This is a genomic window from Streptomyces sp. NPDC046712 (genome assembly GCF_040645695.1).
Taxonomy (GTDB): domain Bacteria; phylum Actinomycetota; class Actinomycetes; order Streptomycetales; family Streptomycetaceae; genus Streptomyces.
Window position 1 is genome coordinate 148,207 of the sequence record NZ_JBEYYW010000017.1, and the last position, 17,029, is coordinate 165,235.

Annotated in this window: 15 protein-coding genes; 13 read left to right on the forward strand and 2 right to left on the reverse strand. The window is 70.9% G+C overall.

The annotated features are described in order from the left end of the window. Nucleotides 1-47 precede the first annotated feature (47 nt). Genes ABZ939_RS22710 through ABZ939_RS22720 form a run of 3 tightly spaced genes read left to right on the forward strand, consistent with a single transcriptional unit; the run spans nucleotide 48 to nucleotide 3,279 of the window. The gene (locus ABZ939_RS22710; RefSeq protein ID WP_361858007.1) at nucleotides 48-1,109 is read left to right on the forward strand and encodes a trypsin-like peptidase domain-containing protein; all 1,062 of its coding nucleotides are present in this window, start codon (nucleotides 48-50) and stop codon (nucleotides 1,107-1,109) included. Between the two features lie 20 nt (nucleotides 1,110-1,129). Continuing rightward, nucleotides 1,130-1,855, forward strand: a complete 726-nt coding sequence (locus ABZ939_RS22715) for a response regulator transcription factor (protein ID WP_361858010.1) — start codon at nucleotides 1,130-1,132, stop codon at nucleotides 1,853-1,855. Next, entirely contained in the window at nucleotides 1,852-3,279 is a 1,428-nt protein-coding gene (locus tag ABZ939_RS22720; RefSeq protein ID WP_361858013.1) for a HAMP domain-containing sensor histidine kinase, read from the forward strand. Before ABZ939_RS22715 ends, ABZ939_RS22720 begins: the two co-directional genes overlap by 4 nt. Here ABZ939_RS22720 and ABZ939_RS22725 read toward each other — a convergent pair. Together ABZ939_RS22725 and ABZ939_RS22730 are read right to left on the reverse strand one after the other, a co-directional pair. After that, nucleotides 3,244-4,107: a phosphatidylinositol-specific phospholipase C gene (locus ABZ939_RS22725; protein ID WP_361858016.1), complete on the reverse strand. Its 864-nt coding sequence runs from the start codon at nucleotides 4,105-4,107 to the stop codon at nucleotides 3,244-3,246. The genes ABZ939_RS22720 and ABZ939_RS22725 overlap by 36 nt on opposite strands. Nucleotides 4,108-4,213: 106 nt before the next feature. Beyond that, complete coding sequence (locus tag ABZ939_RS22730; RefSeq protein ID WP_361858019.1) at nucleotides 4,214-6,019, reverse strand: bifunctional metallophosphatase/5'-nucleotidase; 1,806 nt, start codon at nucleotides 6,017-6,019, stop codon at nucleotides 4,214-4,216. A 131-nt stretch (nucleotides 6,020-6,150) separates the two neighbouring features. On the opposite strand from ABZ939_RS22730, the gene mshD reads away from it, so the two are divergent. The 10 genes from mshD (at nucleotide 6,151) to pstA (ending at nucleotide 17,006) form a co-directional block, all read left to right on the forward strand. Beyond that, the gene (mshD, locus tag ABZ939_RS22735) at nucleotides 6,151-7,077 is read left to right on the forward strand and encodes a mycothiol synthase (protein WP_361858022.1); all 927 of its coding nucleotides are present in this window, start codon (nucleotides 6,151-6,153) and stop codon (nucleotides 7,075-7,077) included. A 124-nt stretch (nucleotides 7,078-7,201) separates the two neighbouring features. Continuing rightward, the gene (locus tag ABZ939_RS22740; protein WP_361858025.1) at nucleotides 7,202-7,588 is read left to right on the forward strand and encodes a GntR family transcriptional regulator; all 387 of its coding nucleotides are present in this window, start codon (nucleotides 7,202-7,204) and stop codon (nucleotides 7,586-7,588) included. Next, on the forward strand, nucleotides 7,585-8,436 hold the full coding sequence (locus tag ABZ939_RS22745; protein ID WP_361858028.1) for an ABC transporter ATP-binding protein: 852 nt from the start codon (nucleotides 7,585-7,587) through the stop codon (nucleotides 8,434-8,436). The genes ABZ939_RS22740 and ABZ939_RS22745 overlap by 4 nt, the downstream gene beginning before the upstream one ends. After that, the gene (locus ABZ939_RS22750) at nucleotides 8,433-9,380 is read left to right on the forward strand and encodes an ABC transporter permease (RefSeq protein ID WP_361858030.1); all 948 of its coding nucleotides are present in this window, start codon (nucleotides 8,433-8,435) and stop codon (nucleotides 9,378-9,380) included. The genes ABZ939_RS22745 and ABZ939_RS22750 overlap by 4 nt, the downstream gene beginning before the upstream one ends. A 306-nt stretch (nucleotides 9,381-9,686) precedes the next feature. Continuing rightward, on the forward strand, nucleotides 9,687-12,011 hold the full coding sequence (locus ABZ939_RS22755; protein ID WP_361858033.1) for an RNA degradosome polyphosphate kinase: 2,325 nt from the start codon (nucleotides 9,687-9,689) through the stop codon (nucleotides 12,009-12,011). Continuing rightward, a complete protein-coding gene (locus ABZ939_RS22760; protein WP_361858036.1) occupies nucleotides 11,998-12,990 on the forward strand; it encodes a CHAD domain-containing protein in 993 nt (330 codons plus the stop codon). Before ABZ939_RS22755 ends, ABZ939_RS22760 begins: the two co-directional genes overlap by 14 nt. Next, nucleotides 12,987-13,376: an NUDIX hydrolase gene (locus ABZ939_RS22765; protein ID WP_361858039.1), complete on the forward strand. Its 390-nt coding sequence runs from the start codon at nucleotides 12,987-12,989 to the stop codon at nucleotides 13,374-13,376. Before ABZ939_RS22760 ends, ABZ939_RS22765 begins: the two co-directional genes overlap by 4 nt. Before the next feature lie 331 nt (nucleotides 13,377-13,707). Further along, nucleotides 13,708-14,844, forward strand: coding sequence for a phosphate ABC transporter substrate-binding protein PstS (pstS, locus tag ABZ939_RS22770; RefSeq protein WP_361858042.1), 1,137 nt, complete (start codon nucleotides 13,708-13,710; stop codon nucleotides 14,842-14,844). A gap of 114 nt (nucleotides 14,845-14,958) precedes the next feature. After that, the gene (gene pstC / locus ABZ939_RS22775; RefSeq protein ID WP_361858045.1) at nucleotides 14,959-15,933 is read left to right on the forward strand and encodes a phosphate ABC transporter permease subunit PstC; all 975 of its coding nucleotides are present in this window, start codon (nucleotides 14,959-14,961) and stop codon (nucleotides 15,931-15,933) included. Next, complete coding sequence (pstA, locus tag ABZ939_RS22780; protein WP_361858048.1) at nucleotides 15,930-17,006, forward strand: phosphate ABC transporter permease PstA; 1,077 nt, start codon at nucleotides 15,930-15,932, stop codon at nucleotides 17,004-17,006. Before pstC ends, pstA begins: the two co-directional genes overlap by 4 nt. The last annotated feature ends 23 nt before the right edge of the window (nucleotides 17,007-17,029 follow it).

Sequence of the window (17,029 nt, forward strand, 5' to 3'; positions counted from 1 at the left end):
AGGCCGTCCTCAGAGAGTTCTCATGTACGGCTCCGAGAGTCGTACCCATGACGGACTACCAGCAGCCGCAGCAGCAGCCGTACTACCCGCCGCAGCCTCCGCGCCCGCCGTACGACCCGACGCAGCCGGTCACCACCGAGCCGGGTACGACGATCTGGCCGTCCGGCGGGCACGTACCGCCCCCGGTCGCGCCCACCGCCCCCGGTCCGGCCCACGCCTCCCCCGAGCCGCGCCGGCGCGCCAGGCGGGGCGTCGGGCTGATGGCCGCGGTGGCGATCGCCGCGGCCGCCGTCGGCGGCGGCACCGCGACGCTGGTCCAGCAGCTCACCGCGGACACCACCACGAGCGCGTCCCCTGTGAGCGGGACGACCGTCTCCGCGAGCAGCAAGGGCACGGTCGCCGGCGTCGCCGAGGCCGTCTCCCCGTCGACCGTGGAGATCTCCGCGAGCTCGACGTCCGGCAAGTCCACCGGTTCCGGCGTGATCATCACCGGCGACGGCGAGATCGTCACCAACAACCACGTGATCTCCGGCGCCTCCTCGATCAAGGTCCAGCTGTCCAACGGCAAGACCTACGACGCGGAGGTCGTCGGCACGGACCCCGACAAGGACCTGGCGCTGATCAAGCTGCAGGGCGCGTCCGGGCTGAAGGCGGCCACGCTCGGGAACTCCGACAACGTCAAGGTCGGCGATCAGGTCGTCGCGATCGGCTCCCCCGAGGGCCTGACCGGCACGGTCACCAGTGGCATCGTCTCCGCCCTCGACCGCGATGTGACCGTGGCCAAGGACGACGGCCAGGAGCAGCAGCAACAGCAGTACGACCCGCGGCAGGGCTGGCCGTTCGAGTTCGGCGGGCAGCAGTTCAACGGCGACACCGGCTCGTCGAAGACGACGTACAAGGCGATCCAGACGGACGCCTCGCTCAACCCCGGGAATTCCGGCGGCGCGCTGATCAATATGAACGGCGAGATCATCGGGATCAACTCGGCCATGTATTCGCCGAGTGCTTCCAGCGGTTCTTCGGCCGGCAGCGTCGGACTCGGCTTCGCGATCCCGGTCAACACCCTCAAGGCCGACCTGGACAACCTCCGGTCCGGCGACGGCAACTGAACACGTGCGAGGCTGGCCCCATGACTGGCCCGGTGAATGAAGGCGACCGCATCCTGATCGTCGACGACGAGCCCGCCGTGCGGGAGGCGCTGCGGCGCAGCCTGGCCTTCGAGGGGTACGGGACCGAGGAGGCCGTCGACGGTGTCGACGCCCTCGCCCGGATGGAGTCGTACGCCCCCGATCTCGTGGTCCTCGACATCCAGATGCCGCGCATGGACGGTCTGACGGCGGCCCGCCGCATCCGGGCCTCCGGTTCGACGGTGCCGATCCTGATGCTCACGGCGCGGGACACGGTCGGTGACCGGGTGACGGGGCTCGACGCCGGCGCCGACGACTACCTGGTGAAGCCCTTCGAGCTGGACGAGCTGTTCGCCCGGATCCGGGCGCTGCTGCGCCGCAGCTCGTACGCGTCGGCCGGCGAGCCGCAGCCCGAGGGCGATGTGCTGAGCTTCGGCGATCTGCGGATGGACCTCGCGACCCGCGAGGTGACGCGGAGCGGGCGGCCGGTGGAGCTGACCCGGACGGAGTTCACGCTCCTGGAGATGTTCCTGGCGCATCCGCGCCAGGTGCTGACGCGGGAGCAGATCCTGAAGGCGGTGTGGGGCTTCGACTTCGAGCCGAGCTCGAACTCGCTGGACGTGTACGTGATGTACCTGCGCCGGAAGACGGAGGCGGGCGGCGAGCCGCGCCTGGTGCACACGGTGCGGGGCGTGGGGTACGTCCTGCGCGGCGGAGGCCCGGAGTGAGCGGTCCTGTGACGTGGTTCCGGTCGCGGCCGCTGCGGTCCCGGCTGGCGCTCCTGACGGCGACCGCGGTCGCGGTGGCGGTGGCGGCGGTGTCGCTGGCGTGCTGGTTCGTGACGCGGGCGCAGCTGGAGGCGGAGCTGGACTCCTCGCTGCGCAACATCAAGCTGGACGACCGTTCGGTGACCGACCTGACCCTCGCCTGCGCGCGGGGTGTCGACGCGCCCGTGCAGTTCGCCGGTTCGTACACCGTCCAGATCGTGATGAGCAGCGGCAAGCTCTGTACGTACGGCCCCTCGCCGATTCCCGTCCAGGCCCTTGACCTGGCGGTGGCGCGCGGGCAGTTGCCGTACGCGCTGCACACGACGAAGGCCGAGAACGGCGGCGAGATGCGGGTCTACACCTATCCGCAGCCCGCCGCGTTCCAGGAGGTGGTCGGTGTCTCCGTCGCGCGGCCGCTGTCGGAGATCGACAACTCGATGTCCACCCTGCGCTGGGTCCTGCTCCTGGTCTCCGGGATCGGTGTCGTCGGCGCCGGAGCGGCCGGCCTGTGGGTGGCGCGGACCGGCCTCGAGCCGGTGAACCGGCTGACGGACGCGGTCGAGCACGTGACCGCGACCGAGGACCTGACGATGCGCATCCCGGTCGAGGGCGAGGACGAGATCGCCCGGCTGTCGCGCTCCTTCAACGCGATGACGGCCGCGCTGGCCGTCTCCCGGGACCGTCAGGCACAGCTGATCGCGGACGCGGGCCACGAGCTGCGGACCCCGCTGACCTCGCTGCGGACGAACATCGAGCTGCTCGCCCGCAGCGAGCAGACCGGCCGTGCGATTCCGCCCGATGACAAGCGGGCGCTGCTGGCCTCGGTGAAGGCCCAGATGACCGAGCTGGCCGCGCTCATCGGCGACCTTCAGGAGCTGGCCCGCCCGGACGCGGCGCAGCCGGGCCCGCTGGAGGTCGTACCGCTCCACACGATCCTGCGCTCGGCCCTCGACCGGGCGCGGCTGCGCGGCCCCGAGCTGACCTTCCGTACCGACCTGGCGCCCTGGTACGTCCGGGCGGAACCGGCGGGTCTCGAGCGCGCGCTGGTGAACGTCCTGGACAACGCGGTGAAGTTCTCGCCGCCTCGGGGCACGGTCGAGGTGACCCTGATGCGGGGCGAACTGACGGTCCGCGACCACGGCCCCGGGATCGCGCCCGAGGAACTCCCGCACGTCTTCGACCGCTTCTGGCGCTCCCCCTCGGCCCGGAGCCTCCCCGGCTCGGGCCTGGGCCTCTCGATCGTGGCCCGCACGGTCCAGCAGGCGGGCGGCACGGTGACCCTGACGGCCCCGGAGGACGGCGGCACGTCGGCGGTCCTCCGCCTGCCGGGCGCGCCGACTCCGCCGCCGTCAGTTGTGGCGGATGAGGGACTCGACCAGGCCTGAGCGGGTGTTCGGGAAGTCCAGGGGGACGATGCCCAGGCCCTTCCAGCCGCTCGCCGTACCGTCCAGGAAGCCGTGGACGCGCGGGTTGAGGTTGTCGGAGTTCCAGCGCGGCGGCAGATAGGCGGACGTGCTGACGAAGTTGATGTACAGCTTGCCCGGCTGCTCGACGGCTGTGCGGAAGTGTGCCTCGATCTTGGGGTACTTGGCGTTCGGTGCGGCGTTCCAGTCGTCCTGGATGGCGAGGACGCCGCCGTCCCACCACTTGAGGCCGGGCAGCCCGCCGTTGTCGGCGATGAGGACGACCTTGCCGCGCGCCTCGCCGAGCACGGGGAGCGTGTCGCCGATGCGGAACAGCGAGCGCCAGCCCCGGTTGTCGAGGTAGTCGTCGAAGATCCGGCGGAAGGTGGCGTCGGACTCCCCGGAGTACTCCTGCTTGACCCGCATCAGGACGGTCTCGGATGGGTGGGCGGCCAGGAAGTCGCGGCAGGCGATGAGGACGTCGCCGAACATCATGTTCTGGTACGAGGCGCCGTGGTGGATGGCGAAGGAGCCGCCGGTGACCCGGCAGCGTATGTCGAGGAACCGGATTCCGGAGGCGAGCTGCTGCGCGATGGTGGTGTTCTGGCACTCGGACCAGAGGCCGCCGTAGCGCGCGCCGGAGTCGTGGGTGCCGGGGATGGTGAGCTTCTGGAGCGGGGTGGGGTCGCCGTGGCCGGCCATCCAGTCCTGGAGCCCGAGGGCCCCTCGGGTGCGCGCCCGGGCGGGCGCTCCGATGAGGACGGTGGCGGTGGTCGCCACGGCTCCCGCGAGAAAGCTTCGTCGGTCCATGCGCGGAGTATGACGCGTACGCGTCAAGCTTGCCAGAGTGCGGCGTGCACGAAAGGGGCGGCGGACCGTCGGAACGGTCCGCCGCCCCTCCCGGGGTGCTACGGAGCTACTTCACGATCGTGATCCGGCCCGTGGCCGGCGCGGCCAGCGGGGAGGTGGCGGTGGAGTGGGCCCCCAGGTAGGCGGTGAACAGGTCCAGGTCGGACGCGCCGACCAGCTTGTTCTTGTGCTCCTTCAGGACGGCGAAGCCGTCACCGCCACCGGCCAGGAACTCGTTCATCGCGACCCGGTAGGTCTTCGACGGGTCGATCGCCTCGCCGTTCAGCTTCACCGAGGAGGTGACGATCCGGTCGGCGCCGGTCTTCGTCATGTCCAGGGTGTAGGTGAAGCCCTTCGAGACCTGAAGGATCTTCGGCGCCACCTGGTTCGCGCCGCTGACCTGCTGCTGAAGCGCGGTGATGAGCTGGGCACCGGTCAGGTCGACCGCCGTCATCATGTTGGTGAACGGCTGGACCGTGTACGCCTCGCCGTAGGTCACGACCCCGTCGCCCTCGGCGCCGGACGCCTTGTGGACCAGGGGCGCGCGGACACCGCCCGGGTTCATCAGCGCGAGCTGGGCGCCGCCCTTGTCGGCCGGGGCCATGCCCTCGAGCTGCGCGTCGGCGATCAGGTTGCCCAGCGGCTTCTCGGGCGCCTCGGCGGGGTTGTCGATGTCGCCGGCGATGTAGCCGACCGGCCGGGACGCAATCGGCGCGGCCAGCGTCTTCCAGCGGTCGATCAGCTTGGTCATGTCCTCGGCCTTCGGCACGTCACGGGTGACGACGTGGTTCGCGGAGGCCACGGCCGTGCGGACGATGTCCTTGGAGCGACGGTCGTAGGTGAGCGTCGTGTCGGTGTAGAGCTTGCCGAACGAGGCCGCCGAGGTGACCGTGCGCGGCTTGCCCGCCGGGTCCGGGATCGTGCACGCGTACGCCTGGTGGGTGTGGCCGGTGACCAGGGCGTCGACCTGCGGGCTGACGTTCTTGGCGATGTCGACGATCGGGCCCGAGATGCCGTCGCCGGGGCCCGGGCTGTCGCAGTTGTAGTTGTACGCGCCGGAGGCCGGCAGGCCGCCCTCGTGCAGCAGGGCGACGATCGACTTGACGCCCTTGCGCTCCAGCACCTTGGTGTACTTGTTGATCGTCTCGACCTCGTCGCCGAACTTCAGGCCCTTGATGCCCTCCGCGGAGACGATGTTGGCCGTGCCCTCCAGGGTCACGCCGATGAAGCCGATCTTGACGCCGTTGCGCTCCCAGATGAAGTACGGGTCGAGCAGCGGCTTGCCGGTCTTCTCGTCCGCCACGTTGGCCGCGAGGTACGGGAAGTTCGCCCCCTGGAAGGTCTTGCCCTCCTCGAAACAGCCGGCGGTCGGGTGACAGCCGCCGTTCTGGATGCGGGCCAGCTCGCGCGCGCCCTCGTCGAACTCGTGGTTGCCGACGGAGCTCACGTCGAGCTTCAGCTTGTTCAGCGCCTCGATGGTCGGCTCGTCGTGGAAGAGCCCGGAGACCAGCGGGGATGCGCCGATCATGTCGCCCGCGGCGGCGGTGACGGAGTACCGGTTGCCCTCGCGGGCCTGCCGCAGGTGCGTGGCGAGGTACTCGACGCCACCGACGCCGTCGATGGTCCTGGTCGTGCCGTCCTCGTTGAGGTGGGTGAGCCGGCCGGCCGAGCCGGTCGGCGGCTCCAGGTTGCCGTGGAGGTCGTTGAAGGAGAGCAGTTGGACGTCGACGTAACGTCCGTGGCCGCCGCCCCCGCCCTTGGTCCCCGAGGCGCCCGCGGGCAGCGCGGCGACGAGCGCGCCGACGGTGGCGAGCCCCGCGCCCACGGCGAGTATCCGCCGCGCCGTCCTGTTCTTCTTCGGTGTCGCTGACATCGCTCCCCTGTCCCCTCGCCCCTTTTGTGGCGCTGCTCGACTCCTGCTGTGCCAGCGCAGCCTAGAGTCAACGCGCGTAGCGCAACAGGGGGTACCGGGTTACAACTCAGTTGATTCCGTAGGCTCGGAGCATGACTCCTGACCCGACACCGGCCCTTGAGCCCGGACGGCAGATCCTCACCCTCGACGAGCTCTCCCCCGAGCAGGTCCAGGACGTCCTCGACCTGCTCGAAGCAGCCGACCGCGGCGACGGGCTGCACGCCGTGTCCGAGCAGGGGCGGCTGTATCTGCGGCACGGCAGGCGCGAGGGCGTACGGCACTTCCTGCTCACCGTCGGATCGCACCTCTACGGCTACGCCCAGCTGGAGGACACCGACCCGGTGGAGGCCCCGGCCGCCGAGCTGGTCGTGCATCCGTCCCACCGCGGCCGCGGACACGGGCGGGCGCTCGGGGCGGCACTGCTCGCGGCCTCGGGCAAGCGGCTGCGGGTGTGGGCACACGGCGGGAAGCCGGCGGCGCGACACCTGGCCCAGGTGCTCGGCCTGACCCTGTTCCGCGAACTGCGTCAGCTGCGCCGCCCGTTGGTGCCGCTCGACATCCCCGAGCCCGTGCTGCCCGAGGGCGTCACCGTCCGTACGTTCACGCCCGGCCAGGACGACGCGGCCTGGCTCGCCGTGAACGCGGCGGCCTTCGCCCACCACCCCGAGCAGGGCTCGCTCACCCAGCGGGACCTGGACGACCGCATGTCCGAGCCGTGGTTCGACCCGAAGGGCTTCTTCCTCGCGGAGAAGGAGGGGCGGCTGATCGGCTTCCACTGGACGAAGGTGCACGCCGAGGAGCAGCTCGGCGAGGTGTACGTGGTCGGGATCCTGCCCGAGGCGCAGGGCAGCGGCCTCGGCAAGGCGCTCACCGCGATCGGGCTGCGGCATCTGGCGGCGCAGGCGCTGCCGACCGCGATGCTCTACGTGGACGCGGACAACAAGGCCGCGGTGACCGTGTACGAGCGGCTCGGGTTCGTCACGCACGAGGTGGACCTGATGTACCGCACGGAGTCCTGAACGCGCGGATGAACGGGCCCCGCAGGGAGTCCTGAACGCGCGGTGAGCAGGGGGCGGTTGACACCGCCCCCTCTCTTCCACCACCCTTTCACTACTTGATTAGTGAAAGGGTGGTGGAAGGAACGTGCTCGAATACCGGATCGACCGGCGCAGCGGGGTCGCCACCTACCTCCAGATCGTCCAGCAGACCAAACAGGCCCTGCGCATGGGCGTACTGGAACCCGGCGACCGACTGCCCACCGCACGCGAGGTCGTGGAGGCGACGGCCATCAACCCGAACACGGTCCTCAAGGCCTACCGCGAACTGGAGCGCGAAGGGCTCGTCGAGGCCCGCCGCGGCCTCGGCACCTTCGTCCGCGCGACGCTCGGAACCGGCCCCGCCGACTCACCCCTGCGGGGCGAACTCGTCGACTGGGCGCGCCGGGCACGGGCGGACGGCCTGGACCGGGACGACGTGGCCGCGCTCTTCACATCCGTACTGAAAGAACACTTCGAGGGGGACGACGCATGACCGGCGACATGGCTCTGGAGGCCAGAGGGCTGGGCAAACGGTACGCGGGACGCAAGCGGAGATGGGCCCTGTTCGACTGCTCGTTCCAGCTGCCCGCCGGCCGCGTCTGCGCCGTAGTCGGCCCCAACGGCGCCGGCAAGTCCACGCTCCTCGCCCTCGCCGCGGGGCTGCTCAAGCCCACCGAGGGCACGATCCACGCCCCCGCCCGCGAGAACCTCGCGTACGTGGCCCAGGACAAGCCGCTCTACCCGCAGCTCACCGTGGCCGAGACGCTCCGGATGGGCCGCGAGCTCAACCCGGACCGCTGGGACGCGGCCCTCGCGGAGCGGATCGTCGCCGCCGGGCCCCTGGACCCGGACGCCCGGATCCGTTCCCTCTCCGGCGGTCAGCGCACCCGCGTCGCGATGGCCCTCGCGCTCGGCAAGCGGCCGGAACTCCTGCTCCTGGACGAGCCGATGGCCGACCTCGACCCGCTGGCCCGCCACGAGCTCATGGGCATCCTGATGGCCGACGCCGCGGAACGCGGCACGACGGTCGTCATGTCCTCCCACATCCTGGGCGAGCTGGAGGGCGCCTGCGACCACCTCATCCTCGTCGAGGACGGCGGGGTCCGCCTCGACGGCGCCATCGACGACCTCCTCGCCGGCCACACCCTGGTCAGGGGCCCGGTGGCCGACCTCGCCCCGCACACCGTCGTCGACTCCCGCACGACGGGCCGTCAGCTCACCGCCCTCGTCCGGCGGGAGGGGCCGCTCGAAGGCGCCTGGCACACCTCCACGCCCACCCTGGAGGAACTCCTCCTCGCCCACCTCCGCGCCGCCCGCACCCCCGAAGGAGCCTCCGCATGAGCAGCCTCGCGTTGAAGGGCCCGTACTGGGTGACGGTCCGCCAGCACCGGCGCGCGCTGCGGGTGGCGGCGGTCGCCGTGGCCGCGGCCCTCGTCGTCGTCGGTGGGCTGCGCCTGTGGGACGCCATGGTCCCGGACATGGTGATGGAGGGCGGTGACAAGGTCCCCGCCGACGACGACCACGGCTACGGACTGCTGCGCTGGGGCATGGAGTACTTCTCCGTCGCCATGGTGCTGCTTCCCCTCCTGGTCGGCGCGTTCGTCGCGGGCCCCATGGTCGCCCGCGAGCTGGAGTCCGGGACGTACAAGCTCGCCCTCAACCAGTCGGTGGCCCCCTCCCGGTGGCTCGGCGCGAAGCTGCTGACGGCGGCCGGGGCGACGGCGGTGATCATCGCCGCGCTGATGGCCGTCTACCAGGTCGGTCTCGCCCGTGTGGAGGGCTCCCTCGAGCTGCACTGGGCCGACCGCGGCGCGTACGAGGCCTCCGGCACGACCCTGCTCGCCCAGTGCCTGCTGGCGATCGCGGTGGGCGCCCTCGTCGGGCAGCTCGTCCGGCGCACGGTCCCGGCCATGGCCGTCACCGGGATCTTCGTGGGCCTGCCGATCCTCCTCCTCGGTGCGTACCGCTGGGACTTCCTGTCCGTCGAGACGATCACCGGACCGATCAACGTCTCGACCGGGATCCTCGTCGCACCCGGAGACGGATTCATGACCGACCACGGCCTGCTCGCCGCGGACGGGGGGCGCATCACCGACTGGCCGTGCTGGGGCAACGAAGACACGTACACCTGCCTCGCCAGGCAGGGCGTCACCGGCCAGTACCTCGACTACCACCCGGCCTCGCACTTCTGGCCGACCCAGCTCATCGAGACCGGCATCGTCCTCGCCCTCGCCGCCCTCGCCCTCCTCGCCGCCTTCCGCGTCCTGCGCGCCCGGCACCCGTAACCCACGGAACAAGGCACCGAAAACCGCCCGGCGGGGCCCTTCAGGGGCCCCGCATCCGATTCCCGCCCACGACGCCCCCGAGCGGACCCACCGCCGCCGCCCGACCCACGACGCCTCCGGCACAGGTTGCCCACGGTCGCCCGCACGACATGTCGTTGTTACCGGCCATTCAGACGCGCTTGCGACGCTCACGCAATGAAGCCTGCCGTGCCTCCTCTCGCCAAGGGGCTCCCCAAAGGGAGACTTCCCTCGCCCACGGCCCGCTCCGACGCGCCCGACCACCCCTTCGCGCGGAAGAATGGGGCCATGAGCCAGCAGCCTGCCGAGGTCCCGGTCCAGTCCTCCGCCAAGCCGTCCGCGAAGAACGCCAAGAGCGCCAAGGCGTCCGCGAAACCGGCCGTGAAGCCGTCCGCGCAAAGCGCCCAGAACGGTGAGCCGACCGCGCAGCCGTCCGTCGGCTCCATAGCCGCGCACCGGCCCCACACCGTGAACGCGGGCCCGGCCTCGGACCTCGAGCCCGAGCTGGACACCGACCTCGACGCGTACGAGGACGACGGCGCCGCCGGCGAGCTCCCCCAGGGCCGCTTCCTCGACCGCGAACGCAGCTGGCTCGCGTTCAACGAACGAGTCCTCGAACTGGCCGAGGACCCCACCACACCCCTCCTCGAACGAGCGAATTTCCTCGCCATCTTCGCGTCGAACCTCGACGAGTTCTTCATGGTGCGCGTCGCCGGCCTCAAGCGCCGGATCGCCACCGGGGTCGCCACGCGCTCCGCCTCCGGACTGCAGCCCCGCGAGGTGCTCGACCTGATCTGGACCCGCTCGCGCGAGCTCATGGCCCGGCACGCCGCCTGCTACCAGCAGGACGTCGCCCCGGCCCTCGCCGACGAGGGCATCCACCTGATCCGCTGGCCCGAGCTGACCGAGAAGGAGCAGGCGCGGCTCTTCACCCTCTTCCGCCAGCAGATCTTCCCGGTCCTCACCCCGCTGGCCGTCGACCCCGCCCACCCCTTCCCGTACATCTCCGGCCTGTCCCTGAACCTCGCCGTGGTCGTACGCAACCCGGTCAGCGGCCACCGCCACTTCGCCCGCGTCAAGGTGCCCCCGCTGCTCTCCCGCTTCCTGGAGGCCTCCCCGCAGCGGTACGTCCCGCTGGAGGACGTCATCGCGGCGCACCTGGAAGAGCTCTTCCCCGGCATGGAGGTGCTGGCCCACCACATGTTCCGGGTGACCCGGAACGAGGACCTCGAGGTCGAGGAGGACGACGCGGAGAACCTGCTCCAGGCCCTGGAGAAGGAGCTGCTGCGCCGCCGCTTCGGGCCGCCGGTCCGCCTGGAGGTCGAGGAGTCCATCGACCCGTACGTCCTCGACCTGCTCGTCCGCGAGCTGAAGGTCTCCGACGCCGAGGTCTACCCGCTGCCCGGCCCGCTCGACCTCACCGGCCTCTTCGGGATCGCCTCGCTTGACCGGCCCGAGCTGAAGTACCCCAAGTTCGTCGCCGGCACCCACCGGGACCTCGCCGAGGTCGAGTCCGCCTCCGCGCCCGACATCTTCATGGCACTGCGCGAGCGGGACGTCCTGCTGCACCACCCGTACGACTCCTTCTCCACCTCCGTCCAGGCGTTCCTTGAGCAGGCGGCCGCCGACCCGGACGTCCTCGCCATCAAGCAGACCCTGTACCGGACCTCCGGCAAGTCCCCGATAGTCGACGCCCTGATCGACGCCGCCGAGAGCGGCAAGCAGGTCCTCGTCCTCGTGGAGATCAAGGCCCGCTTCGACGAGCAGGCCAACATCAAGTGGGCGCGCAAGCTGGAGGAGGCCGGCTGCCACGTCGTCTACGGCCTCGTCGGCCTCAAGACCCACTGCAAGCTGTCGCTCGTCGTCCGGCAGGAGGGCGAGGTGCTGCGCCGCTACTCGCACGTCGGCACCGGCAACTACCACCCCAAGACGGCCCGGCTCTACGAGGACCTCGGCCTGCTCACCGCCGACCCGCAGGTCGGCGCGGACCTCTCCGACCTGTTCAACCGGCTCTCCGGCTACTCGCGCCGCGAGACCTACCGCCGGCTGCTGACCGCGCCCAAGTCCCTCCGGGACGGTCTCGTCTCCCGGATCCACAAGGAGATCGCCCACCACCGGGCGGGCCGGCCGGCGTACGTCCGGATCAAGGTCAACTCGATGGTCGACGAGGCCGTCATCGACGCCTGCTACCGGGCCTCGCAGGCGGGCGTCCCGGTCGACGTCTGGGTCCGCGGCATCTGCGCGATCCGCCCCGGCGTCGCCGGCCTCTCCGAGAACGTCCGGGTCCGCTCGATCCTCGGCCGCTTCCTGGAGCACTCCCGGATCTTCGCCTTCGGCAACGGCGGCGAGCCCGAGGTCTGGCTGGGCAGCGCCGACATGATGCACCGGAATCTGGACCGGCGCATCGAGGCCCTGGTCCGGGTCTCCGACCCGGCCCACCGGGCGTCCCTGACCCGGCTGCTGGAAACCGGAATGTCCGATACCACCACTTCCTGGCACCTCGGCCCGGACGGGAACTGGACGCGGCACGCGACCGACCCGGAGGGCCAGCCGCTACGGCACGTCCAGGAGATGCTCATCGACGCGCGGAGGCGCCGGCGTGCACAACCCTGACCACCTTTCCGTCTCCACGGGCGTCACGGCGGGAGAGGTCCTCTCCCCCTACCTCCAGGCGCGGGCCGGAGACTTCCTGCGGGGCCTGCGCCTGCACACCGAGAGCGGCGCGGACACGGCGGGCTCGGAGGAGGCCGCCCGGTCGCTCCGGGCCGCCGCCCGCCGTATCAGCGGCACCCTGCACACCTTCCGGCCGCTCCTGGACGCCGCCTGGGCCGACCAGCTGCGCACGGAGCTGGCCTGGCTGTCGGGAACGCTCGCGCTTGAGCACGCCTGCACCTCCCGGCTCGTCCGGCTGGTGGACGCGCTGTCCCGCCTGTCGAGCGGCGGCGGCCCCGTCCCGGTGGCACGGGGTACGGACACGGGCCAGGGACTGACGGTCGGCGCCGCCCGCGCCGGCGCCCTGCTCGAACGCCAGCTCACCCTGGCCCGTACGCGAGCCCACTCGGCGGCCCTCCAGGCACTGGGCTCCTCCCGCTTCCACGCGGTCGCCGACGCCGTCGCGCTCCTCGCCTCCGAGGTACCGCTCGGGCCCGCGGGGGCGGCCCCGGCGATCGAGGTCCTCGACGCGCCGGCCGCGGTCGTCGAGCACCGCCTCACGGAGTCCGTGGCCGGCCTGCCGCTGGCCCGCGCGGCCCACCCGTACAACGCGGACGCCCTCGCCCTCGCGGCCGGCGAGGCCCAGGACGCGCCCTGGCACCAGACACGGCTCCTGCTCCGCCTCCACCGGTACGCATGCGAGGTCCTGCACGGCACCGATCCGGACCCGGTCCTGTACGAGGCCGGCCGCGCCCTGGACCGCCACCGCGACGCCTCCGAGGCCGCCGCCGCGGCCGCCACGGCGGCCCGCACCCCCCGGATCGCCCCGGCCACCGCGTACGCCCTCGGCGTCCTCCACGCGGACCAGCGCCACGAGGTCGAAGCCTCCCGCTTCGCCTTCCAGCGCGCCTGGCAGCGCACGACGGCGCCGGTCCCGTGATCCTCGCGGCGGGGTGCGTCCTGTGGCGCCCCGCGCCGTCGGGCCAGGGCATCGAGATCGCCCTGGTCCATCGGCCCAAGTACGACGACTGGTCGCACCCGAAGGGGAAGCTGAAGCGCGGCGAGACGGCCGAGGAGTGCGCGGTCCGCGAGGTACAGGAGGAAACCGGCCAGTCCTGTGTCCTGGGCCCGCGCCTCCCCACGGCCCGCTACCTGGCGCAGGGCCGCCCGAAGGAGGTCACGTACTGGTCGGCCCGCGCGCTCGGGGGCACGTTCACCCCGACGACGGAGGTCGACCGCGTGGCCTGGCTCCCCCTGGCTGCCGCCCGCCGCCGCCTGACCCAGCCCCGCGACAGAGACCTCCTGGACGAGCTCGCCTCGGATTAGTCGGCGGGCGTACGTTCGACAGGGGCTGAACGGGTAGGCGCAACGGGCGGCGCCCCTTGCGGGCGGCCTCCGCACCGGCCTCCGACACCCACGAGGGGAGGGCACCCTGCACCCCCGACACGCCGCCCGCCCCAGGGCCCCGCACCGCGCCTTCCGGCACGGTTCACTTGCCGTTCACTCTCCCCCGTCGGCCGCTTCACCTGATCTGCCTAATTTCGGCCGTACAAGGTGCACAAGCACAGCGCTGCACCCACAACCCCGACACACGCCGCCGTAGAACGTTCAGGACATCAGGTCCGCGGCAGGCGGCTTCTGGAAGGAACACCCGAAAGTGAAGCTTTCGCGCATGAACGGGCTTCGCGCCTCCGCGATCGGTGCCCTCGTCGTTTCCGGCGCCCTCGTGCTCTCGGCGTGTGGTTCGGACGACAACACCGGCACCCCGCCGAACGGCGAGAAGACCTCGGCCGCGGCGTCGAACATCAAGTGCGACGGCGCCAAGGGCCAGCTCCTCGCCGCGGGCTCGTCCGCGCAGAAGAACGCCATGGACCTGTGGGTCAAGAACTTCCAGGCCGCCTGCTCCGGCGTCGAGGTCAACTACCAGGCCATCGGCTCCGGCGGCGGTATCACCAAGTTCAACCAGGGCCAGGTCGCCTTCGCCGGCTCCGACTCCGCCCTGAAGGAGGAAGAGGTCGCCGAGTCGCAGAAGATCTGCAAGGGCGGCAAGGGCGTCAACCTGCCGATGGTCGGTGGCCCCATCGCCATCGGTTACAAGCTGGACGGCGTGGACAACCTGATCCTCGACGCCTCCACCATCGCCAAGATCTTCAACACCGACATCAAGAAGTGGAACGACCCGGCGATCGCCAAGCTGAACCCGGGCGTCAAGCTGCCGGACAGCAACATCCAGGCCTTCCACCGCTCCGACGAGTCGGGCACCACCCAGAACCTGGGCAAGTACCTCTCCACCGCGGCCCCGGCCGACTGGAAGCACGATCCGAAGTCGAAGTCGTGGCCCGCCCCGGGTGGCCAGGCCGCCAACGGCTCCTCCGGTGTCGCCACCGCGGTCAAGGACGCCGAGGGCTCCATCGGCTACTTCGAGCTCTCCTACGCGACCGCCAACAAGATCTCCACGGTCTCCGTGAACACCGGTGCCGCCGCCCCGGTCGCCGCGACCACGGAGAACGCCTCCAAGGCCATCGCCGCCGCCAAGGTCAAGGGCACCGGCAGCGACATGGCCCTCTCCCTCGACTACGCGACCAAGGCCGAGGGCGCCTACCCGCTCGTCCTGGTCACGTACCAGATCGCCTGCGACAAGGGCAACAAGGCGGAGACCCTGCCGACCCTGAAGGCGTTCCTGAACTACGCGATCAGCGAGGACGGCCAGAAGGTCCTCAGCGACGCCGGCTACGCCCCGATGCCGGCCGAGATCGCGACCAAGGTCCGCGAGATCGTCCCCACCCTGTCCTGATCCCCGGCCGGGGCCGGTCCGTCGGCCACCACCGACGGACCGCCCCCGGCATCCGGTGCACCGCCGCCAGGAGCCCCGTACATCCGTACAGGCTCCGCAGACCGGAGAGTCAGAATGGCTTCGACAACCACACCACCCATAGAAAACGGGCGTGCCAAGGGCGCGACCCGTCCCGGTGACCGGGTCTTCCTCGGTCTGTCCCGCGGATCCGGCATCACGCTCCTGGTGATCATGGCCGCGATCGCGGGCTTCCTCACCTACCGCGCGATCCTCGCGATCTCGCAGGACTCCACGAACTTCTTCACCACCTTCGAGTGGAACCCGGCCGGCAACCCGCCTGTCTTCGGCATCGCCGTCCTCGCCTTCGGCACGGTCGTCTCGTCGATCATCGCCATGGTCATCGCCGTGCCGGTCGCGATCGGCATCGCGCTGTTCATCTCGCACTACGCGCCGCGCAAGCTGGCCAAGCCGCTCGCGTACGTGGTCGACCTGCTCGCCGCCGTCCCCAGCATCATCTACGGCCTCTGGGGCGCGATCTTCCTGGTCCCGTACCTGGACGGCCTGAACCAGTGGCTGGACGAGTACCTGGGCTGGACGTACATCTTCGACAAGGCAGGCGACGGCGTCGCCCGCAACATGTTCACCGTGGGCATCCTGCTGGCGATCATGATCCTGCCGATCATCACCAACGTGACCCGCGAGGTCTTCCTCCAGGTCCCGAAGATGCACGAAGAGGCCGCCCTCGCCCTCGGCGCCACGCGCTGGGAGGTCATCCGGATGTCGGTGCTCCCCTTCGGCCGCTCGGGCATCATCTCCGCCTCGATGCTGGGACTCGGCCGCGCACTCGGTGAGACGATGGCGGTAGCCGTCGTTCTCTCCCCCAGCTTCATCCTCTCGGGCCACCTGCTCGACCCGGGCGGCGGCACCTTCGCCCAGAACATCGCCGCCAAGTTCAACGAGGCCAACGAGTTCGGCCGGGACGCGCTGATCGCCTCCGGTCTCGTCCTCTTCGTCATCACCCTGCTGGTCAACGGCGCGGCCCGGTGGATCATCGCCCGCCGCAAGGAGTACTCGGGGGCCAACGCATGAGCCACGCCATACAGGACCGCCCGCCGGTACAGAGCGTGGTCAAGCACGACCCGCTCAAGCACGCCCGGCTCCCCCGCTGGACCCCGCTCGCCACCGCCATAGGGTCGATCGCCGCCGCTGTCGGCCTCGGACTCGCGGCCGGCTGGCACAGCCGCATCCAGTGGGGCCTGATCGCCGCGCTGTTCTTCGTCCTCGCGACGTACGCGATCACCTCCAAGGTCGAGGGCTCCCGCCAGGCCAAGGACCGGGTCGCGACCAGCCTCGTCTGGGTCTGCTTCATCCTGGCCGTCATCCCGCTGCTCTCCCTCGCCTGGGTCACGATCAGCAAGGGCCTGGAAGTCCTCGACCCGTACTTCCTGAGCCACTCGATGAACGGCGTCCTCGACGCCGAGGCCGGCGGCGGTGTCTACCACGCACTGCTCGGCACGATCGAGCAGGTCCTCATCGCGACCCTGATCGCCGCGCCGATCGGCCTGCTGACCGCGATCTACCTCGTGGAGTACGGCGGCGGGAAGCTCGCCCAGGCGGTCACCTTCTTCGTCGACGTCATGACGGGCATCCCGTCGATCGTCGCGGGCCTCTTCATCCTCGCCACCTGGAATCTGATGCTGGGCTTCGGGCCCTCCGGATTCGCCGGCGCGATGGCCCTCGCGATCCTGATGATGCCGGTCGTGGTCCGCTCCACCGAGGAGATGCTCAAGCTCGTCCCGAACGAGCTGCGCGAGGCCTCCCTCGCCCTCGGCATCCCGAAGTGGCGCACGATCCTGAAGGTGGTCCTGCCCACCGCGATCGGCGGCATCACCACGGGCGTCATGCTCGCGGTCGCCCGCATCACCGGTGAGACGGCCCCCGTCCTGCTCCTCGTGTTCGGTACGAAGCTCATCAACCCGAACCCCTTCGAAGGCGCTCAGTCCTCCCTGCCGCTCTACGTGTACGAGCAGTACGCGGTCGGCACCGACGCCGCAGTGGCCCGCGCCTGGGCCGCCGCGCTCGTCCTGATCGCCTTCGTCATGATCCTCAACCTGGTGGCCCGCGGCATCGCCCGCTGGAAGGCCCCGAAGACCGGCCGCTGACCAGCGACCACCTCTGGAAGTGA